Source organism: Candidatus Palauibacter sp., assembly GCF_965197445.1.
GTDB lineage: Bacteria > Gemmatimonadota > Gemmatimonadetes > Palauibacterales > Palauibacteraceae > Palauibacter.
In genome coordinates this window covers 738507-764943 of sequence record NZ_CBDANE010000004.1, presented here as the reverse complement: position 1 = coordinate 764943, position 26437 = coordinate 738507, and the positions used below count along the sequence as shown (strand labels likewise).

The 26437-nt window shown below is 68.0% G+C and carries 25 protein-coding genes; 16 read left to right on the top strand and 9 right to left on the bottom strand.

The annotated features are described in order from the left end of the window. The 3 genes from ACN9M6_RS07260 to ACN9M6_RS07250 all read left to right on the top strand — a co-directional run. Positions 1–1127 (top strand): amidohydrolase family protein (locus ACN9M6_RS07260; RefSeq protein ID WP_419162243.1); only part of this gene is annotated, 1127 nt, incomplete at its 5' end. A 459-nt stretch (positions 1128–1586) separates the two neighbouring features. Further along, complete coding sequence (locus tag ACN9M6_RS07255) at positions 1587–2840, top strand: amidohydrolase family protein (protein ID WP_419162242.1); 1254 nt, start codon at positions 1587–1589, stop codon at positions 2838–2840. A gap of 17 nt (positions 2841–2857) precedes the next feature. Continuing rightward, a complete protein-coding gene (locus tag ACN9M6_RS07250; RefSeq protein ID WP_419162241.1) occupies positions 2858–4216 on the top strand; it encodes an amidohydrolase family protein in 1359 nt (452 codons plus the stop codon). Positions 4217–4222: 6 nt separating this feature from the next. Here ACN9M6_RS07250 and ACN9M6_RS07245 read toward each other — a convergent pair whose 3' ends face one another. After that, complete coding sequence (locus tag ACN9M6_RS07245) at positions 4223–4573, bottom strand: peptide chain release factor-like protein (RefSeq protein WP_419162240.1); 351 nt, start codon at positions 4571–4573, stop codon at positions 4223–4225. A gap of 86 nt (positions 4574–4659) precedes the next feature. Between ACN9M6_RS07245 and ACN9M6_RS07240 the strand changes: the two genes are divergently transcribed. From ACN9M6_RS07240 to ACN9M6_RS07230, 3 genes are read left to right on the top strand one after another with little or no spacing between them, the layout of a single operon-like run. Further along, positions 4660–5217: a PH domain-containing protein gene (locus tag ACN9M6_RS07240; RefSeq protein ID WP_419162239.1), complete on the top strand. Its 558-nt coding sequence runs from the start codon at positions 4660–4662 to the stop codon at positions 5215–5217. After that, positions 5207–5821, top strand: coding sequence for a PH domain-containing protein (locus ACN9M6_RS07235; protein WP_419162238.1), 615 nt, complete (start codon positions 5207–5209; stop codon positions 5819–5821). The genes ACN9M6_RS07240 and ACN9M6_RS07235 overlap by 11 nt, the downstream gene beginning before the upstream one ends. Beyond that, complete coding sequence (locus ACN9M6_RS07230; protein ID WP_419162237.1) at positions 5755–6798, top strand: PH domain-containing protein; 1044 nt, start codon at positions 5755–5757, stop codon at positions 6796–6798. The genes ACN9M6_RS07235 and ACN9M6_RS07230 overlap by 67 nt, the downstream gene beginning before the upstream one ends. A gap of 42 nt (positions 6799–6840) precedes the next feature. Here the strand turns inward: ACN9M6_RS07230 and ACN9M6_RS07225 are convergent, their stop codons facing one another. Together ACN9M6_RS07225 and ACN9M6_RS07220 are read right to left on the bottom strand one after the other, a co-directional pair. Next, complete coding sequence (locus ACN9M6_RS07225; RefSeq protein WP_419162236.1) at positions 6841–9066, bottom strand: redoxin domain-containing protein; 2226 nt, start codon at positions 9064–9066, stop codon at positions 6841–6843. Between the two features lie 47 nt (positions 9067–9113). Then, positions 9114–11351 (bottom strand): redoxin domain-containing protein, encoded by a 2238-nt coding sequence (locus ACN9M6_RS07220; RefSeq protein WP_419162235.1) that lies wholly within the window; start codon positions 11349–11351, stop codon positions 9114–9116. 149 nt (positions 11352–11500) lie between these two features. On the opposite strand from ACN9M6_RS07220, the gene ACN9M6_RS07215 reads away from it, so the two are divergent. From ACN9M6_RS07215 to ACN9M6_RS07190, 6 genes are all read left to right on the top strand, one after another. Then, positions 11501–13057 (top strand): RecQ family ATP-dependent DNA helicase, encoded by a 1557-nt coding sequence (locus ACN9M6_RS07215; RefSeq protein WP_419162234.1) that lies wholly within the window; start codon positions 11501–11503, stop codon positions 13055–13057. Between the two features lie 4 nt (positions 13058–13061). Beyond that, positions 13062–13370 (top strand): methyltransferase family protein, encoded by a 309-nt coding sequence (locus tag ACN9M6_RS07210; RefSeq protein ID WP_419162233.1) that lies wholly within the window; start codon positions 13062–13064, stop codon positions 13368–13370. Then, positions 13367–14203 (top strand): hypothetical protein, encoded by an 837-nt coding sequence (locus tag ACN9M6_RS07205; protein WP_419162232.1) that lies wholly within the window; start codon positions 13367–13369, stop codon positions 14201–14203. The genes ACN9M6_RS07210 and ACN9M6_RS07205 overlap by 4 nt, the downstream gene beginning before the upstream one ends. 135 nt (positions 14204–14338) lie before the next feature. Continuing rightward, positions 14339–16303 (top strand): pyrroloquinoline quinone-dependent dehydrogenase, encoded by a 1965-nt coding sequence (locus tag ACN9M6_RS07200; RefSeq protein ID WP_419162231.1) that lies wholly within the window; start codon positions 14339–14341, stop codon positions 16301–16303. A 24-nt stretch (positions 16304–16327) separates the two neighbouring features. Next, positions 16328–17197, top strand: coding sequence for an SDR family NAD(P)-dependent oxidoreductase (locus ACN9M6_RS07195; RefSeq protein WP_419162230.1), 870 nt, complete (start codon positions 16328–16330; stop codon positions 17195–17197). Continuing rightward, entirely contained in the window at positions 17194–18045 is an 852-nt protein-coding gene (locus tag ACN9M6_RS07190) for an FG-GAP repeat domain-containing protein (protein WP_419162229.1), read from the top strand. The genes ACN9M6_RS07195 and ACN9M6_RS07190 overlap by 4 nt, the downstream gene beginning before the upstream one ends. A 10-nt stretch (positions 18046–18055) precedes the next feature. On the opposite strand, the gene ACN9M6_RS07185 is transcribed toward ACN9M6_RS07190, so the two are convergent. Further along, the gene (locus ACN9M6_RS07185) at positions 18056–19234 is read right to left on the bottom strand and encodes a M20/M25/M40 family metallo-hydrolase (protein WP_419162228.1); all 1179 of its coding nucleotides are present in this window, start codon (positions 19232–19234) and stop codon (positions 18056–18058) included. A gap of 137 nt (positions 19235–19371) precedes the next feature. On the opposite strand from ACN9M6_RS07185, the gene ACN9M6_RS07180 reads away from it, so the two are divergent. Further along, on the top strand, positions 19372–20418 hold the full coding sequence (locus ACN9M6_RS07180) for a hypothetical protein (protein ID WP_419162227.1): 1047 nt from the start codon (positions 19372–19374) through the stop codon (positions 20416–20418). Here ACN9M6_RS07180 and ACN9M6_RS07175 read toward each other — a convergent pair. Beyond that, positions 20396–20692 carry a hypothetical protein gene (locus ACN9M6_RS07175; RefSeq protein ID WP_419162226.1) on the bottom strand — a complete coding sequence of 99 codons (297 nt, stop codon included), beginning with the start codon at positions 20690–20692 and terminating at the stop codon, positions 20396–20398. The two genes, ACN9M6_RS07180 and ACN9M6_RS07175, sit on opposite strands and share 23 nt — an antisense overlap. A gap of 99 nt (positions 20693–20791) precedes the next feature. Here ACN9M6_RS07175 and ACN9M6_RS07170 point away from each other — a divergent pair, with 99 nt between their 5' ends. Then, the gene (locus ACN9M6_RS07170) at positions 20792–21214 is read left to right on the top strand and encodes an OsmC family protein (protein WP_419162225.1); all 423 of its coding nucleotides are present in this window, start codon (positions 20792–20794) and stop codon (positions 21212–21214) included. 25 nt (positions 21215–21239) lie between these two features. Here ACN9M6_RS07170 and ACN9M6_RS07165 read toward each other — a convergent pair whose 3' ends face one another. From ACN9M6_RS07165 to ACN9M6_RS07155, 3 genes are all read right to left on the bottom strand, one after another. Continuing rightward, the gene (locus tag ACN9M6_RS07165; RefSeq protein WP_419162224.1) at positions 21240–22067 is read right to left on the bottom strand and encodes a carboxypeptidase-like regulatory domain-containing protein; all 828 of its coding nucleotides are present in this window, start codon (positions 22065–22067) and stop codon (positions 21240–21242) included. A gap of 91 nt (positions 22068–22158) precedes the next feature. Continuing rightward, the gene (locus ACN9M6_RS07160; RefSeq protein WP_419162223.1) at positions 22159–22353 is read right to left on the bottom strand and encodes a hypothetical protein; all 195 of its coding nucleotides are present in this window, start codon (positions 22351–22353) and stop codon (positions 22159–22161) included. A 66-nt stretch (positions 22354–22419) separates the two neighbouring features. Further along, a complete protein-coding gene (locus ACN9M6_RS07155; protein ID WP_419162222.1) occupies positions 22420–22989 on the bottom strand; it encodes a DUF6265 family protein in 570 nt (189 codons plus the stop codon). Here ACN9M6_RS07155 and ACN9M6_RS07150 point away from each other — a divergent pair. After that, positions 22979–23314, top strand: coding sequence for a hypothetical protein (locus ACN9M6_RS07150; protein ID WP_419162221.1), 336 nt, complete (start codon positions 22979–22981; stop codon positions 23312–23314). The two genes, ACN9M6_RS07155 and ACN9M6_RS07150, sit on opposite strands and share 11 nt — an antisense overlap. A 6-nt stretch (positions 23315–23320) precedes the next feature. Here ACN9M6_RS07150 and ACN9M6_RS07145 read toward each other — a convergent pair whose 3' ends face one another. Next, positions 23321–24058: a class I SAM-dependent methyltransferase gene (locus ACN9M6_RS07145; RefSeq protein ID WP_419162220.1), complete on the bottom strand. Its 738-nt coding sequence runs from the start codon at positions 24056–24058 to the stop codon at positions 23321–23323. Positions 24059–24093: 35 nt separating this feature from the next. On the opposite strand from ACN9M6_RS07145, the gene ACN9M6_RS07140 reads away from it, so the two are divergent. Next, complete coding sequence (locus ACN9M6_RS07140; RefSeq protein WP_419162219.1) at positions 24094–26370, top strand: hypothetical protein; 2277 nt, start codon at positions 24094–24096, stop codon at positions 26368–26370. The last annotated feature ends 67 nt before the right edge of the window (positions 26371–26437 follow it).

The following is a 26437-nucleotide window of genomic DNA, read 5'->3' as shown; positions in this document are numbered from 1 at the left end:
TCACCGTCTATCCCGGGCTGTTCGACGCGCTGTCCCAGGTGGGGATGGAGTCGCAGGGGGGGGCCGGCCCCCCCGGCGGCGGGGGCGGCAATCCCTTCGCCATACTCGCGCAGCAGGGGAGCCAGCCTCGAACCGTGAGACCTGAAGACCGCCCCGCCACCAACTCATGGTTCAACGCGGCGGACATGCTGGACCCCGAGTCCGACGCGATCGAGACATGGCGCAGCGGCGGGTTCACGAACGCGCTGGTGGCGCCCGATGACGGGATCGTGACCGGGCAGGGCGCCGTGGTGAACCTGGCGGGTGGCGCGCAGGAGATGGTCGTGAAGGCGCCCGCGGCGCTCCGCATCACGATGAGCGGCGCGGGTGGGTTCCGCAGTTTCCCGGGCTCGCTGATGGGCGTGATCTCCTACGTTCGGCAGCTCTATCTGGACGCGGAGCACAGCCGGCAATACGAGGCGCAGTACATGGCCAACCCGAGCGGACAGCCGCGGCCCACCTACGACCGGGCGCTCGGCCCGGTGCAGGATGCGATCGCGGGAGGCTGGCCGACGGTGATGCCGGCGAACGAGGTGCGGCAGATCCGGCGGGCGATCAAGCTCGGCCGCGATACCGGGGCCCGACCGGTTCTCGCCGGCGCGCACGAGGCGTACGCGCTCGCGGACGAGATCGCGGCGGCCGGAGTACCCGTGCTGGTCAACGTCGACTGGCCAGAAGCGAGCCGCGACGTAGATCCGGAGGCTGAGGAATCGCTCGCGTCGCTCAGGCGCCGCGCCTACGCGCCGACCACGCCGGCCCGGCTCGAGGAGGCGGGTGTCGAGTGGGCCTTCTACAGTGGCTCGGCCAACAGCCCCCGCGCGATGATGGACAAGGTCAGGACCGCGATCGAGAACGGGCTCTCCGAGGAGGCGGCCCTGGACGCGCTCTCCGGCGCGCCGGCCCGCATCTACGGCGTCGACCGCATGCTGGGCTCGGTCGAGGCCGGCAAGATCGCGAACCTCGTCGTGACCGACGGGCCGCTGTTCGACGAGGACACCGACATCCGGATGGTGTTCGTCGACGGCCACAGGTTCGAGGAAGAGGCGACCGAGCCCCGTCCCACGGAGGCACGCCGGCGGTCGACATGAACGGCACCTGGCTCCTCTCACTGAACAACGACTCGCAGGAGGCCACGGCCGAACTCGAGGTCTCGGAGGACGGGACGATCAGCGGCGTGATCCAGGGCGAGCGCGGAGAGGAGACGATCATCGACGGCTGGGTGAGTGGCAACGAATTCAGCATCACCGTGACCGGCTCGATGGCGCCGGGCCGCGAGGTCGAGATCGTCTACACCGGCACCGTCGACGGGGAATTCGATCGAGGGCAACGCCTCGGTCCAGGGCAGGTTCAACATGGACTTCACGGGCACGCGGCCCGGGGGAGGTGTCCGATGAAACGAGAGACGAAACGCGACAGGGTTCTCGTGGCTGGCGCTCGGCCTCGCGGTCACGCTCCCGGCCGGAATCGCCGCGCAGGAGCAGCCGATCCTCATCCGGGGCGCGACCGTCCTCACGGCGGCGGAAGCCGGGAGGATCGAAGACGGCGCTGTGCTGTTCCGGAACGGGCGCATCATCGCCGTCGGTCCGAGTTCGGAGGTGGAGGCACCCTCCGATGCAATGGTGATCGATGGCACGGGCAAGTTCGTGACGCCCGGGATCATCGACGCCCACTCCCACATCGCGGCGGACGCGATCAACGAGGGGGCGGTCTCCGTCTCCTCCATGGTCTCGATCCACGATGTGATCGACCCGACGGATATCGCGATCTATCGCGAGGCGGCGGGCGGCACGACGACGTCGCACGTCATGCACGGAAGCGCGAACCCGATCGGCGGGAACAACGCCGTCATCAAGCACCGCTGGGGCGCGAACGCGCAGGGCCTCCTGTTCGAGGGCGTTCCGCCGACGATCAAGTTCGCGCTCGGCGAGAATCCGAAGCGGGCGGGCAGCCCCACGCTGCCGGGCCAGGAGGCGCGCTATCCCGCCTCCCGCATGGGGGTGATGGACGTGATCCGGCAGGCCTTTATCGAGGCCACCGAGTACAAGGCGGAGTGGGATGCCTATCGCGCGCGGGTGGCCGGCGGGGACCGGAACGCGATTCCGCCGCGCCGGAATCTGACCATGGATCCGCTGGTCGAGATCCTCGAGGGTACGCGCTACGTCCACGCGCACAGCTACCGGGCGGATGAGATCCTCCAGCTCATGCGGGTGGCCGAGGAGTTCGGCTTCCGGATCCACACCTTCCAGCATGTGCTCGAGGGCTACCGGGTCGCCGACGAGATGGCGGAGCACGGGGCGCACGCCTCCACGTTCTCGGACTGGTGGGGCTACAAGATGGAGGCCTACGAGGCGATTCCCTACAACGCGGCGATCATGACGCAGCGCGGGGTCGTCGTCTCCATCAACTCGGATAGCGGGGAAGAGGGACGGCACCTCAATCAGGAGGCCGCCAAGACGATGAAATGGGGCGGTCTGAGCGAGGCCGAAGCGCTGGCGCTCGTCACGATCAACCCGGCGATCCAGCTGTTGATCGACGACCGGGTGGGGTCGCTGGAAGCAGGGAAAGACGCGGATGTCGTCCTGTGGGAGAACTATCCACTGTCCTCCTACGCCAGGGTTCGCACTACATATATCGACGGAGATGTGGTGTTCGACATCGATCAGGACATGGCGATGCGAGCGGAAATAGAGGCGGAGAAGGCACGACTGCGAGAGATGCTCGGCGAGTCGGACGATTCCGGCGATTCGGGCGATTCCGGAAACGAGCGTGAGCCGGGCAGGGAGTCAGGAGGCGGACGATGATCCGAATATCCGGAACTATGATGAGAACGATTGTCGCGACCGTGGTGGCGGTCGGAGCCGGGGTGCTCCCGGGACACGTCGTCGCGCAGGACGGCGAGACGTTCGCGGTGCGGGGCGCCACCCTCCACACGGTGGCGGACGGCGTGATCGAGAACGGGACGATCGTCCTGCGCGGTGGCCGCATCGTCGCGATCGGGCAGGACGTCGAGATTCCGGCCGGCGCGGAGGTCATCGAAGGGGAAGGGAAGCACGTCTTTCCCGGGATGATCGACGCCTTCAGTTCGCTCGGACTCACGGAGATCGGGGCCGTCGCGGTTACGAACGACGCGAGCGAGCTGGGCCGCTGGAACCCGCATCTCAATGCGCACACAGCGATCCACCCGGCCAGCGAACACATCCCGGTTGCGCGCGCGAACGGGATCACGCACACGATGGCCGCGCCGGGCGGCGGTGGTCGTGGCTTCGGCGGCGGCGGGGGCTCCGGTATCCAGGGCCAGGCGACGCTGATCCATCTCGACGGCTGGACGGTGGAGGAGATGGAGATCGAGAAGACCGCGGCCATGGTCATCGGGTGGCCCACCCTCTCGGCCGGCGGGGGCAGGTTCGGCGGCTTCGGCCGTGGCGGGGGAGGGGGAGGACGCTCCTTCCGCCAGGCGCAGGAGCGCTTCGACGAACAGGTCGCCGAAATGGACGAGTGGTTCGTCGCCGCTCAGCACTACAAGCAGGCCGTGGAGTCCGGCTCGGACCGGGTGGCGCGCAACATCCAGCTCGAGCACCTCTCCAGGGTCCTCGACCGGGGCATGAAGGTGATCGTGCGGGCCAACGGTTGGCGCGAGATCGAATCGGTGATCGAGTTCGCCGAGAAATGGAACCTCGACATTGCGATCGCGGGCGGAAACGGCGCCCGGAAGATCGCGGACACGCTGGCCGAGAAGAACATCCCGGTGATTCTGGGGCCAGTCCAGCGGTTGCCCCAGGGTGAGGACACGGGATACGACGACCCGAACACGCTGCCCGGCGTGCTGCACGACGCCGGCGTCGAGATCGCCTTCGCGACGTTCAATTCGTCCGACTCGCGGACGCTGCCCTACGAGGCCGCGAACTCCGTGTCGTGGGGGCTCCCGCAGGACGCCGCGCTCGAGGCCGTGACGCTCGCTCCGGCGCGCGTGCTGGGCGTGGATGACCGGCTGGGATCGCTCGAAGTCGGCAAGATCGGGAACCTGATCGTGACCGATGGGGACCCGCTCGAGATCACGACGGAGATCGAGTTCGTGTTCATCAAGGGTCTGCTGTCGGACACCGACAACAAGCACCGGCGGCTGTGGGAGAAGTACAAGGGCCGGCCCTCGAAGCTGAAGGCCGTCACGACGACCTGACCGCGGTTACTCGTCGGACTCCGGACGGCGCCGCTTCTTCTTGGTGAGGGAGCGGCGCCGTTTCTTGTCCAGCCGCTTCTCGTGGGCCGCTCGCGGCGTCTTCGTGGGGCGGCGAGGCGGTCGCACCCGCTCGCGATCTTCCAGAGCGGTGCGCAGCCGGGCAAGGGCGCGGGCTCGGTTACGGTGCTGGCTGCGAGACTCGCGGGCGGTCACGACGATGCCGCTCGGGTGGTGTGTGAGCCGAACTCCCGACTCTGTCTTGTTCTGATGCTGTCCGCCCGGGCCGCCCGCGCGGAACGTCTCGACCTTGCATTGGGCGAAAAGCTCTTCGTCGCTGCGTGACTCTGCGGAACTCACCGCACCCCTCCTGTCCGGATGTCGGCCGGTCCCCGCCACCCCTGGTCACCGACACGGGCACGGGGCGGATACCGTAACTTGTGGACATGAACGAGTCGACGCATCGCCTGGAGACCGAAGACCCTGCGAGGGACGTGGCGTCCCCGAGCCTCACGGACGGCCTACGCCGCTCGCTCGACCCGAGATCGATCCCGCTGAATCGGGCGATGGGCCGCATCGTCACGGCTTGTGTCTCGCTCCCGCTGGGGGCGGGGGTCGGCGTGCTGTGGGGGGTCTTCGGCCCCCCGGCGGGCGTGGCTGCGTTTCTCGTGGGCGCCTGGGCCGCGATCACGGGCACGCTCGGCTGGTGGCTGTACACGTGGCCGGTCCTGCACCACCGCTACGCCTCGTACACGGTGAACCCGGATGGGATCAAGATCCGGACGGGGGTCGTGTGGCGGAAGGCGATCAGCGTGCCGCGCTCACGTGTGCAGCACACCGACGTGTCGCAGGGACCGCTTGAGCGCCGCTACGGGCTCGGTACGCTGGGCGTCTACACGGCTGGAACCAGCTACGCCAAGGTGTCGCTGGACGGACTTGCACACGGCACGGCGCTCGAGATCCGCGACCACCTCCTGCCTCTCGAAGGCGCCGATGCCGTCTGAGTCGCTCCCGGTGCCGGTGCCGGAGGACCCCGCCGAACACCGCCTCCACCCGCTGTCGATCGGTTTCATGCTCGGGGGGCAGATCCGCCGTGCGATCCTCCCGCTGATCTTCGGCGCCGCGTCGGCGAGCTTCCTGGGCGGCGTCGGGATGCGGACGGTCATCTTCGTGGGATTCGTGCCTTTCGCCATCGCGTCGGTCGTCCGTTATCTGACCTTCCGCTATCGCTACGAGGCCACGGAACTCGTGATCCGAAGCGGGCTACTGTTCCGGCGCGAGCGTCATGTGCCGTACGCCCGGATTCAGAACCTCGACGCCGTACAGGGGGTCTTTCACCGCCTGTTCGGGGTCGTCGAGGTCAAACTCCAGACCGGCGGAGGGGACGAGCCCGAGGCTACAATGAGCGTGCTTCCGCTCCCGGCCCTGGAATCGCTGCGGAGCCGGATTCTCGAAGGGAAGGGAGAGGTCGCCACTGGGGAGCCGGATCCGTCACCGGTGGGGTCGCGGTCGATCCCCAGGCCGCGGACGATGCGGGGGTTGTGGCGGGCGCCGAAGCTCGCACGCTGCTGCACCTGCCGACGCGGGAACTCATCCTGCACGGCCTGATCCAGAATCGGGGGATGCTGCTGATCGCCGCGGCTTTCGGTCTTGCGTGGGAGACGGGGCTGGCCGAGAGGCTCACCGAACAAGCGGGGGAGGACGACTCCGTGGTGCCGGGTCTGATCGAGGGCCTCGCCGCGGACGTTACCGGTGCGGGCGCGGTCGCGGCGGTCGGTGCCGCCATCGCTCTGATCGTCGCCCTGCTGGTCCTGGCCCGGCTGCTGTCGATGGCCTGGGCGCTGGTCCGGCTTCACGACTATCGCATCGTTCGCTCAGGCGAGGACCTGCGCGCCACGTTCGGGGGGCTCACACGTGTGGCCGCGACGATCCCGCTGCGCCGCATCCAGACCCTGACGATCCACGAGGGCCCGCTCCATCGCTGGGCCGGGCGGGTCGCGGTCGGAGTCGAGACCGCAGGCGGCGAGCGGGCGGGCGAGGCCGACCCGCACCGGCACCGTCTCGCGCCCATCCTCCGGCGAGCGCGTCTGTGGACGTTTGTGGGTGAGGTCATCCCGGAACTGGGGACCGGGGAGGATCTGCGCTGGGAGCCCGTCTCCCCCGGCGCCTTCAGGCGGGTCGTGAAGGAAGCGGGCTTCGTCGCGACGCTGGCGGCGCTCCCCTTCTACTTCCTGGTCGGAGCCTGGGGTGTCGCGATCCACGCCGCATTCCTCGCCTGGGCGACCCTCTACGCCCGCCGGTATGTCGACCACCTCGGCTGGGCGCTCAAGGACGACATGGTCTGGTTCCGCAGCGGATGGCTGTGGCGCCGCACCACGATCGCGCGGTTCGCGAAGATCCAGGTGGTGGCGCTGCGCGCGACGCCGTTCGACCGGCGCCGCGAGATGGCGCGGCTCAGGGTGGATACGGCCGGGGCCGGAGCGGCCTCGCACAAGGTGGAGATCCCCTACCTGCCCGCCTCCACGGCCCGCGAGCTGCGGACATTCGTCGCCGCGGAAGCCGCCCGCACCGAGTTCCGCTGGTAGAGGTGGTGGGGCGGGCGAGTCCAGACCCCTCCCCTTCCAGGGTCAGGGCCTGCGGGCCTCCTCTCGAATCGCCTCCACGCGCCATGTGAACTCTTCGTCCAGCTTTGCGGTGTTGCCGCGCTTGACGAATTGCACGTAGCCATCCCGGTCCAGGAACCAGGTCGTCGGCCAGGCCGGTATGCCCGCCCGCTGGACGTACCCGTCGTCCATCAGCACTTCGAAGTCGAAGTTGTTTCGCGTGAGGTACTCCTCCACGACCTCGCGTGACGTGTCATTGCTTATCGACACCACGCGGACATCGGGATCATCCCGGTAGCGGACGTCGAACTTCTGGTATTCGGGCATCTCGACAATGCACGGGCCGCACCAGGTCCCCCAGAAATGCACCACGGCGATCTTCCCCTCGAGATCGGCGGAATCGACGAGCGAGCCATCGAGCCGGGGGAGGTGGAACGGTTCGTACGTTCCGGCGGCCTCGACGCGCGATTCGAGGATGCGGTCGCGCCGTCGGATCTGGTCGCGCTCGTCGAGCGTGGCGAGGTATTCCTCGATCCCGGCCCGGCTCCCGTTGCGGCGCTCGTACAGCGCTTCGATGGCGGCCTGACTGGGGTTCTCGCCCATGCGCGTGCTCCCAAGGCCCGCGATGTATGAGTCCTCGGCCCGGTCGAACCACTCGGTCTCGGCGCCGTCATCCTCGCGCGCCTCGGCCTCGGCGGCGAAGTGCTCGTATACCTGGCCGAGGTGATATCGGGTTTCCCGGTTGGCTTCCGTGAGCTCGAGGGCCCGCTCGAGAGCGTGACGCCCGTCCTCGATCCGCCCCCCCTTGAAGTACGCCCATCCCATGGCGTCGTAGACGATGCTCAGGTAGTAGCGCAGGCTCTGCTCCCATTCGCCCTCCGTCCGGGAGCTGTTCCGCGTGAGTTGGGCGCGGTCGACGGCAGCCTGCAGACCGCGGCTCCGCGCTATCTCGGCCGCCTCGAGCGCATACGGAGTCGAATCCACCATGTTGAGCAACGCGGTCCCGTACGTGATGTGCGGATTCATCCGGTCGTAGCGCGCCAGCCCTCGAACCGCCTCCGCCAGTTCCTCTACCGGCACCGGATCCATGTCCCCGAGCGCCGAGTAAAGGCCCATGTACGCGCTTTCTTTGTACCTGTCCGTGTACAGCGGCCGTTCGAGATAACGGTAGACAGCATCGCGTACGACTTCGAGTTGAGCCCTGTACTCGGGGGAATCGCGTCCCTCCTCTCGGTAGAGTTCATTGAGTTTGCTGCGCTCTGTGCTGTACTCGCGGCCGTAGATGAGCGTCGCATGCCGACTGAGGGGGGCCCGCTCGATGACCTGGGCTTCGAATTCCTTCGCGCGCTCTTCGTCGCCCAGATCCCGATACATGTCTGCAAGGGCGTAGAGGCCGCGAACAGACTCCGGTGCAGAATCCCGGAAGGCGGCGATGCTGGCCTCGACGGCCGTCCGCCGCTCGTCGGCGGGAAGAACGTTCGACAGGAAGAGAATCCACCAGTGCCACTGCCGCACGTCCACTGAGCCGGGGGCGAGCGCCACGGCCTGCTCGATCAGGGATATCGCCTCCTCCGCCCGGTTCGCGCGGAACAGATCCTCGGCCGCCCCCAGGTAGCCGTCGACATGGTCGGGCCAACGCTCCCGCAGCTCCGAGTACGTGGCGAGACTCGAATCCGCCCAGGTGGGATCGTTCAGTTCGTATTGGGCCTGGGACTGAATCTCGGCCTGCATGAGGAGGATCTCCGGTGACAGGCGCGTGGCGGGGTCCAAAGTGGAGAGAACTTCGGAGAGGTGTTCCGCCCCGCGGTTCCGGATCGACTCGAGGTGCGCAGCCGCGACCTCGGGACGCCTCAAAGCCTCCCATGCCCGTCGGCCGGGTTCGATGGCAGGCTCGTATTCGATTTCCGAGAGATACGCGAGTGCCCGCACGTAATGGCCCCAGGGCTCGTCGGGATCGTCGGCGAGGATGGCGTCGGCTTGCTCGTGGATCTCTCTGGAGAGCCGCCAACCCGCGAGCTGTCGCGCGTACAGGGCTCGCAACTCCGCGTCGTCGGGAGCGCGCGCGACCCAGTCCTCGCCGAACAGCAGACCGGCCTCGAAGGTGCGAAGCCTCACATGATCCCGGAGCTCGGCCTTCGCCGCTTCGAGTTCCTCGGCCGTGTAGTCGGGGGGCGCGCCACAACTCGCATGCACCGCGCAGACGAGCAGGAGCCCGACCCGGAGGGCGTACCGTGCAGATCGGAGCGACATGATGTACCTCCTGACGCCTCTTGTCCTGAGGGTCGGTTACGTGTTGGTCAGGGGCTGCTGCTCTCTTCCCGGATCGCCTCCACGCGCCACGAGAACTCTTCGTCCAGCTTGAGTGCCGTGCCGATCTTCACGAACTGCACATAGCCGTCCCGGTCGACGAACCACGTAGTCGGCCAGGCGTTGACGCCGGCGCGCACGACGTAGCCGTCGTCCACCAGCACGGTGAAGTCGAAGTCGTTCTTCGCCAGGTATTCGTCGATGATGTCGTTCGAGCGATCGTTGCTGATCGAGAGTACCGCCACCTCCGCGTCGTCGCGGTAGCGTTGGTCGAACTTCTGATACTCCGGCATCTCGACGATGCATGGTCCGCACCACGTTCCCCAGAAGTGGAGCACGGCGATCTTCCCCTCGAGGTCCGCCGAGTCGACCAACTCGCCGTCGAGCCGGGCGAGATGGAACGGCTCGTATGTCCCCGCGGCCTCCACCCGGGACTCCAGAATACGCTCCCGGCGCCGGATCCGGTCTCGTTCATCCAGCGTGGCGAGGTATTCCTCGATCCCCTCGCGGCCCCCGTTGCGGTGCTCATAGAGAGCTTCGAGGGCGGTCTCGTTGGGGTTCTCGCCCCGGCTGGCTCCGAAACCGGCGATATAGGAGTCTTCGGCCTGGTCCAGCCACTCCGTCACAGCTTCGGCGTCTCCCTCCTCCTCCGCCTCGTCGGCCAGGTGCCTGTAGAGCTGCCCCAGGTGATAGCGCACATCCCGATTGCGCTCAGCGATCGCCAGCGCGCGCTCCAGAGTGTGACGCCCGTCTTCTGTGCGGCCAGCCTTGAAGTAGGCCCAGCCGATCCTGTCGTAGATCCCGCTGAGGGTACCACGGAGCATCTGGTCCCACTCGCCTTCGGTATCGAAGAAACTTCGTACGTCCCGGAGATTCTCCAGCGTGTGATGCGTGCCTTCCCGTACGATGTCGGCTGCCTCCAGCGCGTACGGCGTGTGATCGATCATGGCGAGCGGAGCGTCCCCGTACGTGATGTGGGGATTGAGGCGCTCGTACTTCACCAGTCCCCGGATGGCCTCGGCCAACTCCTCGGCCGGGACGGGATCCATTGCCTCCAGTGCCCGGAAGAGGTCGATATAGACGCCGCCCTTGAAGCGGTCGTTGTAGAGCGGGCGTTCGAGGAAGCCATAGGCGGCATCTCGTACCACCTCCAGCTGGGCACGATATTCCGGCGAGTCTGCACCATGCTCCTCGCGGATCTCGTACAGCTCCCTGCTGACCCTTCGCATCTCCTCCATGTAGACCAGAGATGCGTGATAGCTCCCCGGATCGCTCTCGACGATTCGGGCCTCGAGTTCGGCGGCGCGCTCTTCGTCTTCCATCTGCCGGTACATCGAGGCCACGCCCTGCATTCCTTCCACCGTCTCGGGGCTCGCCTCCCGGTATGCCGCCATGCTCGCTTCCACGGCGGGAAGCCGCTCCTCGCTCGGGAGGAGTTCCGACATCCACAGGCCGCGCCAGTGCTGGGACCGCACCTCGAGCGACCCGGGGGCGAGTTCGAGAGCCGCCTCCATCAACTGTGTCCACTCGTCCATGCGTCGGGCGTTGTAGGCCTCGTTGGCCAGCCTCGTGTGTCCGAGCACATGGTTTGGGAACTGCTCCTTGAACTCCGCCCACGTCGCTCGGCTGGAGTCCGCCCACGTCGGGTCATCCAGCTCGTAGCTGGCCGCGGATTCGAGTTCGGCCTGCATACGCAGGACCTCGGGCCAGGCGCGGATCTCTTCGTCGAGCGACTCCAGGAGTTCGCGTGCCGCATCGAAATCGGACGGCGCCAGGGCCCGCAGGTAGAGGAAGGCGAACTCCGGCTGCGGCGAAGCCTCCCACGCCTCCCGGACTGTCTCGTGTGCGAGCTTCGCATCACCGTCGACGAGGTGTGCGTAGGCCTGCGCGTAGATGCCCCACGGATTGTCGGGATCGTCCGCAAGAATCGCGTCGGCCTGCTCGCGGATCTCATTGGACAGCCCCCAGCCCACGAGCTGGTACGCGTAGAGCCCCCGGAGTTCCGCGTCGTCCGGCGAGCGGGCGACCCACTCGTCGCCGAACAGCTTGCCGGCTTCGAAGGTGCGGAGTCGCGCGTGGTCCCGAAGCTGGGCCTTTGCCGCGTCGAGTTCCTCGGCCGTGTAGTCGGGCGCGGGGCCACCGCCGCACGCAGCCAGGGACGCACCGGAAAGGACGAAGAGCAGAAGGAGTCCGACCCGAAGGGCGGAGTGGCGGGATCGATCAGACATCTGAACCTCCGGAGCCCTGAGCGTGCTGAACCTTCCGAGCCGACCCTGTAACCTAGATAGACGCCGTATTCGCCCAAAGGGTTTCTCCCCCGGAGCATCGGTTGAGCCCCCGTTGAGCCCCGGTTGAGCCTCGGGCGGACTCAAGTCGTATGTTGCCCGCGATGATCGAGACCCGGCCCCCCGACCCCGAATCCGTGCTGCGCGACGTCTTCGGCTACGACGAATTCCGGCCCGGGCAGGCGCACATCATCGACGCAGTGCTGGCGGGCCGCGACTGCATCGGCGTCATGCCCACGGGGGCGGGGAAGTCGCTCACGTTCCAGATTCCGGCGCGGCTCGTGCCGGGAACCGTGCTCGTTCTCTCTCCGCTCATCAGCCTGATGAAGGACCAGGTGGATGCGCTGCGGGACCTCGGGTTCCGGGCCACCGCGATCAACTCCTCCCTCGCTTCCGACGAACGGTGGCGGCGTCTCGACGACTTCGAGCGCGGGGACTATGAGATCGTCTATCTGGCGCCGGAAGCGCTGAACCACCGTATGCGCGAGCGGCTGCGTCGCGTGCCTCTGTCGCTGATCGTGGTGGACGAGGCGCACTGCATATCGCAGTGGGGTCACGACTTTCGTCCCTCCTACCGGGGGCTCCAGGGTCTCCGGGACGAGATCGTGGCCGCGAGAGGGGCGAATGGTCTCCCGGTCCTCGCGCTCACTGCGACCGCCACGCGCCGCGTTGCCGTCGATATTCTGCGCCAGCTCGGAATGCGCAAGCCGGAGGGGTACAGGGGGTCCTTCTTTCGATCCAACCTCAATGTCGTCTGTCGAAAGAAGGGGGAGGGGAATACGCGGGCCGAGATTCTCGGGCTCATCCGTCGGCACGCGGGCGAGAGCGGGATCGTCTACTGCCTGTCCCGGAAGTCCGTCGAACAGATGGCCGAGTTCCTGCGGCGCGAAGGTGTCGATGCCGTGCCGTACCACGCGGGGCTCGAGGACGGGGCGCGGGCCGAACACCAGGATGCGTTCGCGCGGGACGAGGTCGATGTCGTGGTGGCGACGATCGCGTTCGGGATGGGGATCGACAAATCCAACGTCCGCTTCGTCATCCACCGCGACATGCCGTCGGATATCGAGTCGTGGTATCAGGAGATCGGACGGGCGGGACGGGATGGGTTGCCGAGCGACTGCGTCCTCTTCTACTCGTGGGCCGACGTGAAGGTGCGCGAACGCTTCCTGCACGAGACCGAGGACCCGACGGTGCGCGAGGCGAAGCGACGCGCGGCCACCGACCTGTTTCGGCTCGCGGACCGCGACGCGTGCCGCCACCGTGGCCTGCTCGCCTATTTCGGCGAGGAGTTCGAGGCATGCGGGGCGTCGTGCGATGTGTGCACGGGGGTCGGCGTAACGGATCTGGTGGACGTGCTCCCCGTGCTGAAGCGGAAGGCGCGGGCGGGGGCGGTTCGGCGACCGGCCACGGCGGCGGGAACCGAGCGCTCGCCGTCGGACCCGACGTTCCAGCGCCTCCGCACGCTGCGGAAGCAACTGGCCGACGCGCGCGGGGTCCCGGCCTACATCGTGTTCAGCGACCAGGTGCTGTGGGATATGATCGACCTGCGCCCGCGGACGCCCGAGGAGATGCTGCGGGTCCCGGGCATCGGCCCCGCCAAACTGCAGCAATACGGCGAAGTCTTCCTGGACGCGCTGTGCGACGGCTGACGCCATGCGGACGCCGAGGAGCGCCGTTCTGAAGACGGTTCTGGCCACGATGGCGGCGAGTGTGCTGGTGACGGATGGCTGGTATGCACGTACCCGCCATCCGCTCCTGCTCGGCGTGGTGCTGATCCTTCTCGGGGAGGCCCTGTTCTTCTCCTCCGCGGCGCTGCTCTCGTATGCACTCGCCTACTGGCTGTGGCTCACCGTCTTCGTCGTTCTCAAGGAGGAGCCGGATCTGCGGAGGATCTTCGACGCGTACTGCCGGGATGTCCCCCGCTGGATCCCGCGGCCCAACCGGCCGGCGAAGCGCCGATGACGCCGGAAATCTTTTTCCACGTGGGGGCGGGCAGGGCGGCGTCGCGGTGGCTGCAGGAGCGGGTGTTTCCCCATTTCCGGGGCGTGCGCTACGTGCCCCGGAAACAGTTCAGACGAAGCGCAAAGCTCATCGCGGAAAGGGGAGATCTTCCCGTGCTCGTGTCGCGGCAGCTTGGATACCGGGAGTTCACGCCCTCCGTGCAGTGGTTTGCGCGCTCGGCGCCGGAAGCCCGGCCGATTCTCGTCCTCCGCCGCCACGACGAATGGCTCCGGTCGGTGTATCTGCGTGAGATCAAGGAACTCCGGTACGTCCCGTTCGAGACCTTCATCGACTTCGAGCGCGATGTGGGGGTCCGGCCCCAGTCCTCGGCTCTCTTCCGGGACCGGATACAGGTGCTCGAGCATCACTTCACACATCGACCTCTCGTGCTCTTCTTCGACCAGCTGGTCGCGGATGCACGAGGATTCGTGCGTACGATCGCGGACTATGTGGGCGCGACATACGACGAGGGCGCGATTTCGTTCCGTCCCGCGAACCGTTCGTATCGCGACAGACAGTACCGATTTCTGAGGGAGGTGGGCCGGCTCCGGCCCCAGCAGCGGCCCGAACGGTCCGCCAACCCCGCGCTGCGGTGGGTTCGGGTCCGGCGGCAGCGACTCGCCTGGCATGTCGGCGTGGCCCTCGGGCGCGTAGCGCCGGAACGGATCCTGAGCCCCGAGCCGTTGCTGCACGACGAGCAACTCGAGCGCGCCCGTGCCTTCTACGAGGCGGACTGGCAGGCGTGTGTCGAATACGCCGAGGCCCACAACCCGTCTTCCGGGCCGGCGGACTGACCGGGCCCCCAGGACGGTGGCGGGGTCGCCGAGTGCGACCGTCTCCCGCAGATTCACGCCACTGTGATCCGAAATCCGCAAGATCCCGGAGGACGCATGCCCCGACCGAGCTTGTGCCCCCCCAGACGGGCGACGATGAGGACGGCTGACCGCGCGTGGGTGCTGGCCTTCGGGCTGGTACTCGCAGGCTGTGGCGATGCCGGGCCCGGGACCGGCGACGGGGCGACGCCGGCGGCCGCGTACGCGGGTGACGACTGGCCGGCCTACGGAGGCGATCCGGGAGGTCTGAAATATTCGTCCCTCACGGACATCGATCGCTCCAACGTGGCGGAACTCGCTCCTGCGTGGACATGGGAGACCGGAGAGGTCCCGATCCCCGACGCGGCGAGTCCCATACAGGGCGAACGCGTGGCACCGGGCGCGTTCGAGGCGACGCCGATCGTCATCAACGACACGATGTGGCTCTCGACCCCCTACAGCCGGGTCGTCGCCCTCGACGCGGAGACGGGCGAGGAGTTCTGGAGCTACGATCCACAGGCCTGGGAATGGGGGAACCTGCACCGGGGCTGCCGCTTCTGTCACCGCGGCATCGCGCAGTGGACCGATGGGAGCGAGCGGAGGATCTTCCTCAACTCGCGCTGGCGGCTGATCGCGCTGGACGCAGCGACCGGCCAGCCGATCCCCGGCTTCGGGGACGAGGGCGAGGTGGACCTCACGGAGGGGCTCGCCTGGGACGCGAACCGGCTCCACATCTCCAACACCTCTCCGGCGGTCGTCTTCGAAGACATCGTCATCGTGGGCAGCGGCGTCCCCGACACTCGCATCTACCGCAACAACCCGCCCGGAGACGTGCAGGCGTTCGACGCGCGGACGGGTGATCCGGTGTGGACCTTCCACACCATCCCCAAGGAGGGCGAGTTCGGGGTGGAAACGTGGGACGACGAATCGTGGTCCTACACCGGCTCGGCCAACGTGTGGGCGCCGTTCTCGCTGGACGCGGAGCGGGGGCTCGTCTATCTGCCCGTCTCCACGCCGAACAACGACTTCTACGGAGGACACAGGCTGGGCGCGAACCTGTTCGCGGAATCGCTGCTGTGCCTGGACGCGCGAACGGGCGAACGGGTGTGGCACTTCCAGACGGTGCATCACGGCCTGTGGGACTACGACCTGCCCGCGCCCCCGAGCCTGGTCACGATCGAGGTCGATGGGCGGCAGATCGACGCGGTCGTGGCGGTGGGGAAGACCGCGTTCACCTACGTACTCGACCGGCTGACCGGTCAGCCCGTGTGGCCGGTCGAGGAGCGCGCCGTGCCCGAGAGCACCGTGCCGGGGGAGGTGCCCTGGCCGACCCAGCCCTTCCCGACGCGGCCGGCGCCCTTCGCCCGGCAGGGGATCACGGAAGATGACCTGATCGACTTCACGCCCGAGTTGCGCGCCGAGGCGCTCGAGTTGTTCAGGCGGCACCGCACGGGGCCGATCTTCACGCCGCCGTCGGTCGAAGGCACGATCATGATGCCGGGCCTCATCGGCGGGGCGGGATGGGGCGGCGCCGCCATCGATCCGGAAAGCGGCCACATGTTCGTGAAGGCGTATGACGACCCGTTCCTCGCGCGGGTCGCGGAGGCGGAGCCGGGGAGCGAGGCGGACTACCTCCCGAACTTCAGCGGAGGGCTCTCGGTGGCGGGCGGACTCCCGATCCTCAAGCCGCCGTACGGCACGGTCACGGCGGTCGACCTCAACACGGGCGAGCACCTGTGGCAGCGTCCGTTCGGCGACGACTCGGCGATCCGCGACCACCCGGCGCTGGCGGCGCTGGACCTGCCTCCGATGGGAGGGACGCCGCAGAGCCACGGCACGACGTCGGGGCCGCTCGCGACGGCGGGCGGGATCGTGTTCCTGGCCGGCGGCACCCCCTGGCTCGAAGCCATGGATGTCCGCGATGGCCGGACGCTTTGGCGCGGAGACCTCGACGGAGGACTGGGGCGCGGGAACCCGATGACGTATCGCACCCGCTCGGGACGCCAGTTCGTCGTCGTCGCGACGTCGGCCGACGGGCAGGTCGACTCGAAGCTGCGCGCCTTCGCCCTGCCAGCCCGCTGACCCACTGACTCGCCGAGGCGCGCGATGGTCGCATCCCAACTGAAAGGGCAGATCACCGTCGTCACCGGCGCCAACTCCGGCGTCGGACTGTCGGTCGCCGGATTGCTCGCGAGGGCGGGGGCCGACGTGACGATGGTGTGCCGGAGTCCCGAGCGCGGGGAGCAGGCGCTGGCCGAGGTGCAGCGGGAGGGGGCCGTTGCGGGGGCCGATGTCCGCCTCGAACTGGCCGACCTCTCGCGCCAGGCCGATGTGCGCTCGCTCGCCGGGCGACTTGCCGCTCGCCTGCCTGCGATCGACATCCTCGTGAACAACGCCGGCGTCTGGCTGCATCGCCGCGAGACCTCACCCGAGGGCTTCGAACTGATGTTCGCGACGAATCACCTCGGCCCCTTCCTCCTCACTCACCGGCTCCTCGACGCACTCGCGGCAGGGCGCGGCCGGATCGTGAACGTGAGTTCCCATGCCCACCGCTACGGCGATCTGCGGCGGGCCGAGCTCGAAACCATCGTGCGGAGCGACGCCTGGAGGGGAAGCTTCAAGGCCTACGGAGACACGAAACTGGCCAACATTCTCTTCACGTTCGAGTCGGCTCGGAGATGGGCAGATCGGGGGATCACGGCCGACACGCTCCACCCCGGGACGCTCGCGACCGGGATCGTGAGAAGGAACCGGAGCGCCCTCGGTCTCCTGATGCGCATGACCATGAGCTTTCTGCCCCGACCCGGGGTCGGTGGAGAAGCGGTGATGCGGCTCGTTGAAGACCCTGCCCCAAATGTGGTCAGCGGACGGTACTTCAAGGGTCGGAAGGAGGAGCGGGCGGATGCCCAGGCATACGACGCGGATCTGGCCCGTGAGCTGTGGGATCGAAGCCTCGCATGGACCGGCGAGGCATGACGCGCAGGCGAAGCCTCGCGCTTCTCGCCGCGTGTGCCCTCGGCTGCGAACCCCTCGTGTCCGGTCCGTCGCTGTCGGGTCAGGAGCGAACGTTCCGACCTTTGGGTCCCCTCGGCGCCGCCAGCCATCTCACGGCCTCGGTCAATCTCGGCGACGTGGACGGCGACGGCTCGCTCGATGTCGTCGTCGCCAACGGTCGGCACTGGCCCGAGCAGAACCGGATCTTCCTGAATGACGGACGGGGCGGGTTTACCCTGGCCCGCCGCCTGGGGGATGAGGAGGATGGTACCTACGCCGCCCCACTCGCCGACTTCGACGGGGACGGCGACCTCGATCTGGTTCTCGCCAACCGCGACGGCGGAGCCAACGCGATCCAGTGGAATGACGCGGGCGCCTTCGACCGACGAACCATCTACGGTACCGGCAGTGACGAGACCCGGGGCGTGGCGGTGGGTGATGTGGACGGCGACGGGATCCCCGACCTCGTCGTGGCTAACATCGGCGAGGAAAACGCGGTCTACTTCGGCCACTCCGACGGATCGTTCGCCCGCAGCCGACCGTTCGGGCGCGACGATGACCAGAGTTACGCCGTGAGCCTCGCCGACCTCGATCTCGACAGCGACCTCGACATCGTCGTCGCAAACGCGGGCGCACGGAACGCCGTCTACTTCAATCACGGCTCCGAGGGAGGCTCCGGGTTCGAGGAGTTCCGCTTCGGCTGCGACGATTGCAGCACCTACGGAATCGCGGTCGGTGACCTCAACGGCGATGGCTTCCCGGAGATCGTGACCGCGAACTCGGGAGCCCCGAACGTGATCTTCGCCAACATCCCCGCCGCCGACCGATGAGGCCGGCGAGCTAGCTCCCGCAGTAGTCGAGCGCGGTTTCGGCAAGGACCTCGGCGAGCCGGGCGCATGAGTCGAGATCCACCCATTCCTCGTCGGCGTGGGCTCCGGCGCCGTGCGGGCCGATCACGACCGTGTCGACTCCCGCGGCCTGGGTCAGCGCGGAGTCCATCCATGGGGAGTCCCCGATCACGGCTGGCTCCCGCCCCAGCACCTTGCTCGTCGCGCGCGATACGCAGGCCGCGATCGGTGCGTCCGGCGTCGTCTCGAACGGTTCGCGGTGGAAGAACGTCGACGACTGGACCTCAAGCGACGGGTCCTCCGCGCGCAACTCGTCGAGAACGCTCGATATCTCCCGTTCGACGGACTCCCGGGATTCGGGAGGCACCGTACGCCGCTCGATCCTCAGCGTGCAGTGCGGAGAGTAGGTGCTGATCCCGATTCCCCCCTCCAGCAGGGCGGCGTGCATCGAAGGGGGTCCGAGAAGCGGGTGGCCCGGCCGCGACTGAAGTTCCTCGATCAGCGCTTCCAGCCGATGGAGCACGCGTCCCATGCGAAGGTTCGCGTCCACGCCCACGCGATACCGGCTCCCGTGCGCGGCGCGCCCCTTGGTCGTGATCTCGATCCAGGTGAAGCCGCGGTGGGCGACGCACAGGTCGAGCGACGTCGGTTCGGTGACGATCGCCGCGTCGAAGTCCAGTTCTCCTCGCTGGCGCCGGGCCACGAGGTCCGCCGTCCCGAGGCTCGCGTACTCTTCGTCGGCGACTGCCGCGACGAGTACATCTCCCGAGAGCCGAACCCCCGAGGTATGGAGCAGTCGCGTCGCCTCGACGCACGCGGCGAGAGCTCCCTTCATGTCGTAGGCGCCACGCCCGTACATCCGGCCGTCCTCGACCCTGGCGGTGAACGGGGTCTGCATGCCCTCAACGCCCACTGTGTCGTAGTGCGCGTTGAGCATCAGAGTCGGGCCGTCCCCGGTCCCGCGGAGGCGTCCCACCACGCTGGGCCGACCCGCCTCCGGTTCGTACCGCTCCACCAGGAGACCCGCGTTGAGCATATGATGGGTTGCCACCCGGGCGATCGTGGTCTCGCCCGGCGCCCCCGGGACGAGAGTCGGATTCACGGAGTTCGTGGACACCAGGTCCGCGAGCACCGCGGTCAGGTGGCGAGAGTCGGCAGATAGCGTCATCATAGTCTTCCGCCAGGGGATCGAGACGAGCCCGGCCGGGCACCTGGATGCTGCGACCGGGTATGTACACTCTCACTCGTTGTTTTTCCAGACTCCCATCCGGGCAGAGGTCGTGCCCGCCGCGCGAAAAGGCAGAAACGGTGCGGACGATCTCAAAACTCGTGCTGGCGGCATCCGCCACCCAGGGTCTCGCGCTCGCGCTCTGCGTCGACCTTGCCGCTCAGAGGATTTCCGCCGATGGAGGCGGTCCGCCGGCCTCCCGGTTGATCGCGTTGCTGGTGTCCGGGGGGAGCCCCCCGGAGGCGCTACTCGTGGACGCAGTCCGGAATCGCGTCGTCGCGATCCTGCCCACCGGCCCCGACGCCCGGGACGTGGCGCTGAGCCCCGATGGCCGGTTCGCGTACGTCACGAGCTATGGCTGGGAGCCGGGGACGGAAGACCGGGCGGGCAACACGCCGCTCCGACGCCGCGGCGTGACCGTCATCGATCTCGAAGAACGGCAGGTGCATGCGGTCTTCCAGCCGGCGGACTATCGCCAGTTGGGGGCGATCGCGGTGGGGGAGGGCGGCGATCGCCTCTGGGTGACGAGCGAGGCAGAGAACGGAGTCGTGGAGCTGGACGCCCACACCGGCGAAGTCAGAATGCTCTGGAAGACGGGCGGCAGCGACCCGGCCGACATCGCGGTGAGCGACGATGGCGACCATGTGTTCACGGCAAACGCCGGGTCGGACGACGTGATGGTGATCGACCGGGTGACGGTCATCTCGACGCGTGTCCCGGCGGGCCGGCGGCCGGCCGGCGTCGCGGTCGCTCCGGGGGGGCGGCTGTGGGTCGCGAACAGCGGGGAGAACACGATCAGCGTGATCGGCAACTTCCGCAGTCCGCGCGAGATGATCCGCTTCCCGAGCGGCGGCATCGAACCGGTAAGCATCGCGTTTCATCCCGACCGGTCGGAGGCCTGGGTTTCGCACCGGACAAGTCGCACGATCGCCGTGCTCGGGCTGACCTCCGGGCGGCGGATCGCCGGAATCACCCTTCCCGGCGAGCCGGGCGACATCACGTTCTCCGACGACGGCGCGCGCGCCTACGTGTCGTCGCCGGCCAACGGAGAGGTCTACACGATCGACGTCGAGTTGCGCCGATTCGTGGATCCGCCGCCCGCGATCAGGGACTCGGGAGGCGCTTGATCTCTCGCCGCCCCGCCGCGACCCCGGTGCCGATCCCGATCCCGAACAGGACTGCGGTGAACGTAGTGAAGATCGGAAGGGCGGCGATCGGCAGTGCCACCGCCCCGGCCGCGAGGCCAGCCAGGAGCGGAACACCCCGCCGCTGCACGCCGTCGACGAAGCGCAGCCGCTCGCGGACGAACTTCTTCATCATCACGTAGCCGCCGATGGTTGTGACGCCCGTAACGGCGAGCCAGAGAAACGTCCCGAGAAACGTCCCGAGAAACTCGAACATGTGGCACCTCCTGAAGAGCCCGTACGCCCCGAACTCGTGGGCGGTTTCAGCGGTCCGACGCTATGTTGATGGCGTCCGAATGCAGCCATGGAGACATATATGAGTTTGGATGAAACCCAGGTCCGGTGGGATGGCGGCCTCGAGTTCACCGCCGAACACGCCGGCTTCCAAACACGAATTGACGGAGATCAGGGCGTTGCCCCGAGCCCGGTCAGGTTATTGGTCGAATCCGTCGCCGCCTGCGCCGCGATCGATGTCGTCCTCATCCTCCAGAAGGGTCGCCAGAAGCTCACCGGACTCTCGGTGACGACCCGGTCCCGCCGGGCCGATACCCAGCCACGCTACGTGAAGGGTCTGCAGTTCGAGTTTCATGTTTTCGGGGAAGTGGACGAGGCGAAGGCGCGACGGGCCGTCATGCTCTCGTTCGAAAAATACTGCTCGGTCTACCATTCGCTCCGGAAGGACATGGAACTCGAATGGGCGCTGACCCTGAACGGGGAGCCCGCGGGCGAACGCGACTGACTGTACCGGCTCGTCGTGGGTCGCGCTACTCGAACGGGTCGGGAAGTTCGCCGGCCCAGTCCAGGAAGCCGGGACCGTCCGGCGTCCACACCACGATCGCCCCGCACGTCGACCCCGTGCGCATGAACTCCATCGGGGTTTCCACTTCGCGCCTGTAGACCTCGACTGCGCCGAGATCTTCCCTCGGAAGATCGTCGAACTGCATCCCCGCCTGATACATCCCGTCGAGATAGAGCGCCGGTTCACACCCCAGTCGCGCTCCGTCCCCGAGATAGATGGTCGCCCGCCCGTACTCGATCCGGCCTATGCTGACGTTGGGCAAGCCGCGCAGCAGATCGCTGGGAAGGCGCGGGCTCCGGTTGATGATGTCCCGGGGGGTGAAGAAGGTCCCGAAGCCCTTCTCCAGGCGCTCGACAAAGCCGGTGAGATTCCGGGCCCGACGGGTCTGCCGCACCTGGACCGTGAGATCCGCGACGCGGACGACGGTGCGGGACAGGATCAGCGTGACGCTCGTCGTCTGGTCGGGCACGAGATCGAGGACGGTGAAGCTGGGCTCATAGCCTTCCAGCCGGACCTCGAGCGTGTCTTCTCCCGCCCACGTCTCGGGGATCCCGAAGTTGCCCTCGGTGTCCGTGAGCGCGCCGGCGCCCGACCCCCTGAACTGCACGACGGCGTGTTGAATGGGCAGTCCGGTCGAGGCGCTCGCCACATTTCCGACGAGTTCCGCGGTCCGCCGTTCCCGTTCCTGTCTCTGTTCTTCCTGCGCCGCGACCGACCCCGACGATGCCGCTCCCGCGGCGAGGGTCAGCGCCGCGAGCAGGCCAACCTTACTCCGTAACCGCAATACACTCACGCTGCCCCCGCTGGTCGAGGTCCGGGATTCACCTCCAATGATGGCCCATCCTCGTCTCGACTTCAAATGATGACGGAATGATGACGGACTGCTAGGCCGGGCAGGCCATGTCCTTGCCGCAGCACATCGGCGACTTGACCATGCCGTGGCCCTCGGGGCACTTCGACACGTCGACGGTACCGCCGTCCTCCTTGACCAGCGTTCCGTGCGCCAACTCGGCGCCGCACTGTCCACACGTCATCGTGCCGATGCTCATACCGCATGCGTCACACGTATAGGCCGTCATTTCGAGTCTCTCCCGGGATGATCATCCCCCAAGGGTAACGTTCCAGTCGTCTCGGAAAATACGGCCTCAACGGCGCGACATCGACAGGACGATGGGGTCTCCCCCTCCGCTCCCGTAGATCGAGACGAACAACTCGTCCGGTGTCGGACTCTCGTAGGTGAACCACCAGGGCGCGTTCGCCGCCGGTTCGTCCTCCGTGCTCCGGAAGGTCGCCTTCCGTCCTTCGACCGCGGTCAGCCGGTATTCGAGCCGCGTCTCCTCCCAGGGCTCCCAGCCGCGCGAGACGTGCTTGAAGCGATAGTAGATTTCCCCGTCCTCGTCCTGCTCGAGGAGCAGAAGTTCGTACATCACGGCGAGGTCGTCCTGGACCAGTCGGAACGAACCCGACATCGATCGGCCGGCGGGGCCGAACCACCCCTCCTCGATCTGCCCTCCGAAGGCGTTCCCGGCCCAATGGCCGGCGATCCAGGCCAGGTCGTCGAGGTCGGCGACCTGGGCCTCCACTCCCCGGGGTCCGACTGCCAGGCCAACGATCGCGACGAGGGCCACGACGACCCGCGAGGTTTGAGAATCGAGACATCCCACCGCATCTTCGCACGCCATGAAAGGTGCTCTGAAGGTTCTCGTGTCGGTCATCGTGTGTCTCCTGGCCGGCGTCGTCGGACTGGCTCTCGTGTTCCGGGACCTGCCGATCGGGCCGGGACCCGGTCTCGTCGCCGTCGGCGGTCTCTTTTACCTGTTTGTCGGCTACGTCCTCACGCGGTGGCACGGCGGCGCCCGACCGCTCCTGTGGGGACTGGTTCCCGGCTGGGGTCTCGCCCTGCTCGGGGTCATCGGACTCTGGGTGTCGGTGACCGATCCGCCGTCCGGCCATTGGGCGCTGGCGCTGCTCTTCCTGCTCGGCCCGGGGGTCGCGGGTCTGGCCGGTGCTTCCCTGGCGCGAAGGGCCCGAAAGACCTGAGGCCGCTCACGGCCGGATCCGGGGCGCGCTTCGAGCGGAACCGAGGTAGACGGACCCCAGCGCCCGCGGCACCCCCGGCATGACGAAGCGGTCGAGTTCGGTGATCCGGAACCCGGCGCCTTCAATCTCCTCGTCGATCTTCCGATTCAGGTTGCAGCCGCAGGCGACGAGATTCTGGACAGGGTTGATGGCGTCCTGCACGCGGGCCACCCACCGGCGGCCGTTCCGCCCGTGCTCCAGAAAGAGGAGTTCGCCGGCGGGCTTGAGCACACGTCTCATCTCGCCCAGCGCCGCCTGAAGCCGCTCGATCGAACACAGGGTCCACGTGCTCGCCACAGTGTCGAAGTGCCCATCAGGGAAGGGCAGCCGATCGGCCGCATCGTGCGTGAGGCGCTCGACGGGGAAGGGGGCCTCGGCGATGCGGGCCCGCACGCGGCGCTCGAGTACGTCCGCAGAGTCCAGTCCGGTGACCCGTCGCACCGACTCCGGGTAGCATTCCAGGTTGAGTGCGGTGCCGAAGCCTACCTCCAGCACCTCGCCGTGTGCGCGCGCGAGCGTGCGGCGCCGATAGCGGCGGTGAGCGTCGCCCTTGAGTCCGCTCTCCATGAGGCGCGGGAAGATGTGTTCGGAGTAGATCCCCATCTGCCGCCCGGTGACGCAGAGGATGATTGAAACGTCTCCCGGAAGATAGACGTAGCAGCCCCTGGCGGGATGTGTCGCGCTCGCGCGGCGGAGTTCCGCCATCGGCCGGCGGCCCGGAACTTCGAAAGCGGGACACCATGAACCCAGTGCTTCGCGCCGTTCGCGCCTGTTTGCCGGCCGCGGCGTGTCTCGCCTCGATCGCCCCGGGGGGCGTGAGCGCCAGTCAGGATCCGCCGCCGGACCGGGTCCGCGCCGGTTCGCGAACGGCGCCCGCAGACGCGTACGCGGACGACGGCGTGGCCGGACTGATCGAGCGCGCGCGGGCGCAGCGCAAAGCCAGAGCCGAGGGCCTGACCAGCTTCGAGGCGACCTTCCGGGAGCGCATCTACGCCGGGCTCGGCGGCCGCCTCCTGCGCCGGGAACGCGCGATGTTCCACCAGGAGCGCGCGGCCCGCCTGCGGTGGTCGGCCGAAGGCGAGCACATCGTCCGCTGGCTGGGCCTGCGCCGCGGCGTACCGATCGCCGGGCTGGGCGTCGAATTCCAGGACGATCTGGGCGAGGACGACGGATTCGACCTCGACTTCGATATCGTCGATCCGGCCAGCGAACATGTGGCGATCGGTTCCGACTGGGCGCTCCATCCGCTGGCCGATACGGCGTACTACCACTACCGCTACCGCTCGGGCGACACACTGCGAATTCGCTTCCCGGAATCCGGCCGCACGGTCACCCTCATCGAGGCGGTCGTCGAGCCGCGGGAGGCGCGTTTCGACCGGATCGCGGGCTCCTTCTGGTTCGACGCCGACGAGGCTGTCCTGACGCGGGCCGCCTACCGCCCCGCGATCGAGTATGACTTCGACCGGGTTGCCGTCAATGGGGACGATGTCCCCGGCTTCTTGAAGCCGATCCGCGCCACCGTCGATTTCATCACGATCGACTACGGGCTCCAGGAACTGCGCTGGTGGCTGCCGAACCGCATGGCGTTCGACGCCACGGCCACCATTGCGGGGGCCTGGTCCATGCCTGTCCGCTTTGAGTGGACGTTCGAGGACTATCTCGTCGATCAGGAACAGACGCTCGATCCGGGAGACGACCTCCCGCCCGGCTGGACCCGATGGGTCGAGGGCGAGGAGGAGGAGGTCGCCGTCGTCCAGGGCGACACGCTCGCGGGGGCAGCGCGTTGGCGCGACGATCCCCTGACGGCCGAGACGGACTCTCTGCCCCTCGACGTGCGTCCGGTGGTGACGATTGTCCCGCCCCTGGACCAGCTCCTCGAGGCGCCGGAACTACCGGACCCGCTCTTTTCCGCAAGCGTCGACGCGTTTGAGGAATGGGAACTGGACGAACTCAAGGATCGCCTGTCGTCGCTGCGCATCCCCGCGTCCGGAGCCCTTCGTCCCCGTCTCGACCTCGCTCCCGGGCTCCGTCGGCTGCGCTACAATCGGGTCGAGGGGCTGTCGCTAAGCGCCCGGCTCACGTGGCCGACGGGCGCCGCTTCAGAGTTCGCGGTCACGCCGAGGGTCGGGATCCCGGAGTGGGAGCCGGGCGTCGAGGTCGGGTGGAGCCGCCAGACGGCGAAAGGCAGCTTCGGCGTCACCGCGTACCGGCGCCTGACCGACCTCGGGGACTGGGGTCGTCCGCTTTCGTTCGGCAACTCGGTCAACAGCCTGCTCCTGGGGTACGACGAAGGCCTGTACTTCCGGGAGACCGGGTTCGAGCTCTCCGCCAGCCGGCAAGGCGCCCGCACGCGGCTCGAGGCCGCACTGTTCGCGGAGCGTCATCAGAACGCGCCCAAGCAGAGCGATGCTTCGCTCCCCAACCTCTTCGGCGATGCGACGTTCCCGGACAACCTCGTGGCCGCGCGCGGCGACATCGTCGGCGTGTCGGGCCGATTCCGGGCGTTCAGCTCCGTCGATCCAGGCGTCCCCGTGCTGAGCGGCGCGCTGTGGGGCGAGGTGGCCGCCGGGGACTTCGACTACTACGGGCGGGCGGCCATCTCAGCGGCGCTTCAGATCCCTGCCGGCCTGTGGGGCGTGGCGCTGGAAGGCGGGACCGGACGGGTGTTCGGGGAACCACCGCCGCAGCGGCACTTTCACCTCGGCGGGACACACACGCTCCGGGCTTTCGACCCCGGAGCGGCGGCCGGTGAGACCTTCTGGTTCGGGCGGGTCGAACTCGGCCGTGGTTTCCGCCTCGGCCCCGCCTACGATCTGGGCGGCAGCACCCTCCGGGTGAGCACCTTCTGGGACGCCGCGTGGGCGGGTCCCCGGGACGCTTTCGGCACGGAAGGCTGGCGATCAAGCGTGGGCGTCGGCTTGTCGATCATGGAGGGGCTGTTTCGGATCGACATTGGGCGCGCCGTGCGCGGCGGCGATCTCTGGCGGCTCCTTGTGTACGCCGATGGTCTCATGTAGCCGGTTTGCGCCAGGGACGGCCGGGCCGCAGAGTAGCGTCCCCCGCAACGAATACTATGACCGGCGC

Excerpts from the sequence above, each read along its gene's own strand:
- ACN9M6_RS07250 (WP_419162241.1), top strand. The coding sequence starts at position 2,858 with ATGATGAGAACGATTGTCGCGACCGTGGTGGCGGTCGGAGCCGGGGTG.
- ACN9M6_RS07185 (WP_419162228.1), bottom strand. The coding sequence starts at position 19,234 with ATGATGACGCTATCTGCCGACTCTCGCCACCTGACCGCGGTGCTCGCG.
- ACN9M6_RS07220 (WP_419162235.1), bottom strand. The coding sequence starts at position 11,351 with ATGTCTGATCGATCCCGCCACTCCGCCCTTCGGGTCGGACTCCTTCTG.
- ACN9M6_RS07175 (WP_419162226.1), bottom strand. The coding sequence starts at position 20,692 with ATGTTCGAGTTTCTCGGGACGTTTCTCGGGACGTTTCTCTGGCTCGCC.
- ACN9M6_RS07225 (WP_419162236.1), bottom strand. The coding sequence starts at position 9,066 with ATGTCGCTCCGATCTGCACGGTACGCCCTCCGGGTCGGGCTCCTGCTC.
- ACN9M6_RS07140 (WP_419162219.1), top strand. The coding sequence starts at position 24,094 with ATGAACCCAGTGCTTCGCGCCGTTCGCGCCTGTTTGCCGGCCGCGGCG.
- ACN9M6_RS07160 (WP_419162223.1), bottom strand. The coding sequence starts at position 22,353 with ATGACGGCCTATACGTGTGACGCATGCGGTATGAGCATCGGCACGATG.
- ACN9M6_RS07235 (WP_419162238.1), top strand. The coding sequence starts at position 5,207 with ATGCCGTCTGAGTCGCTCCCGGTGCCGGTGCCGGAGGACCCCGCCGAA.
- ACN9M6_RS07205 (WP_419162232.1), top strand. The coding sequence starts at position 13,367 with ATGACGCCGGAAATCTTTTTCCACGTGGGGGCGGGCAGGGCGGCGTCG.
- ACN9M6_RS07240 (WP_419162239.1), top strand. The coding sequence starts at position 4,660 with ATGAACGAGTCGACGCATCGCCTGGAGACCGAAGACCCTGCGAGGGAC.
- ACN9M6_RS07170 (WP_419162225.1), top strand. The coding sequence starts at position 20,792 with ATGAGTTTGGATGAAACCCAGGTCCGGTGGGATGGCGGCCTCGAGTTC.
- ACN9M6_RS07200 (WP_419162231.1), top strand. The coding sequence starts at position 14,339 with ATGAGGACGGCTGACCGCGCGTGGGTGCTGGCCTTCGGGCTGGTACTC.
- ACN9M6_RS07210 (WP_419162233.1), top strand. The coding sequence starts at position 13,062 with ATGCGGACGCCGAGGAGCGCCGTTCTGAAGACGGTTCTGGCCACGATG.
- ACN9M6_RS07145 (WP_419162220.1), bottom strand. The coding sequence starts at position 24,058 with ATGGCGGAACTCCGCCGCGCGAGCGCGACACATCCCGCCAGGGGCTGC.
- ACN9M6_RS07195 (WP_419162230.1), top strand. The coding sequence starts at position 16,328 with ATGGTCGCATCCCAACTGAAAGGGCAGATCACCGTCGTCACCGGCGCC.
- ACN9M6_RS07215 (WP_419162234.1), top strand. The coding sequence starts at position 11,501 with ATGTTGCCCGCGATGATCGAGACCCGGCCCCCCGACCCCGAATCCGTG.
- ACN9M6_RS07155 (WP_419162222.1), bottom strand. The coding sequence starts at position 22,989 with ATGACCGACACGAGAACCTTCAGAGCACCTTTCATGGCGTGCGAAGAT.
- ACN9M6_RS07190 (WP_419162229.1), top strand. The coding sequence starts at position 17,194 with ATGACGCGCAGGCGAAGCCTCGCGCTTCTCGCCGCGTGTGCCCTCGGC.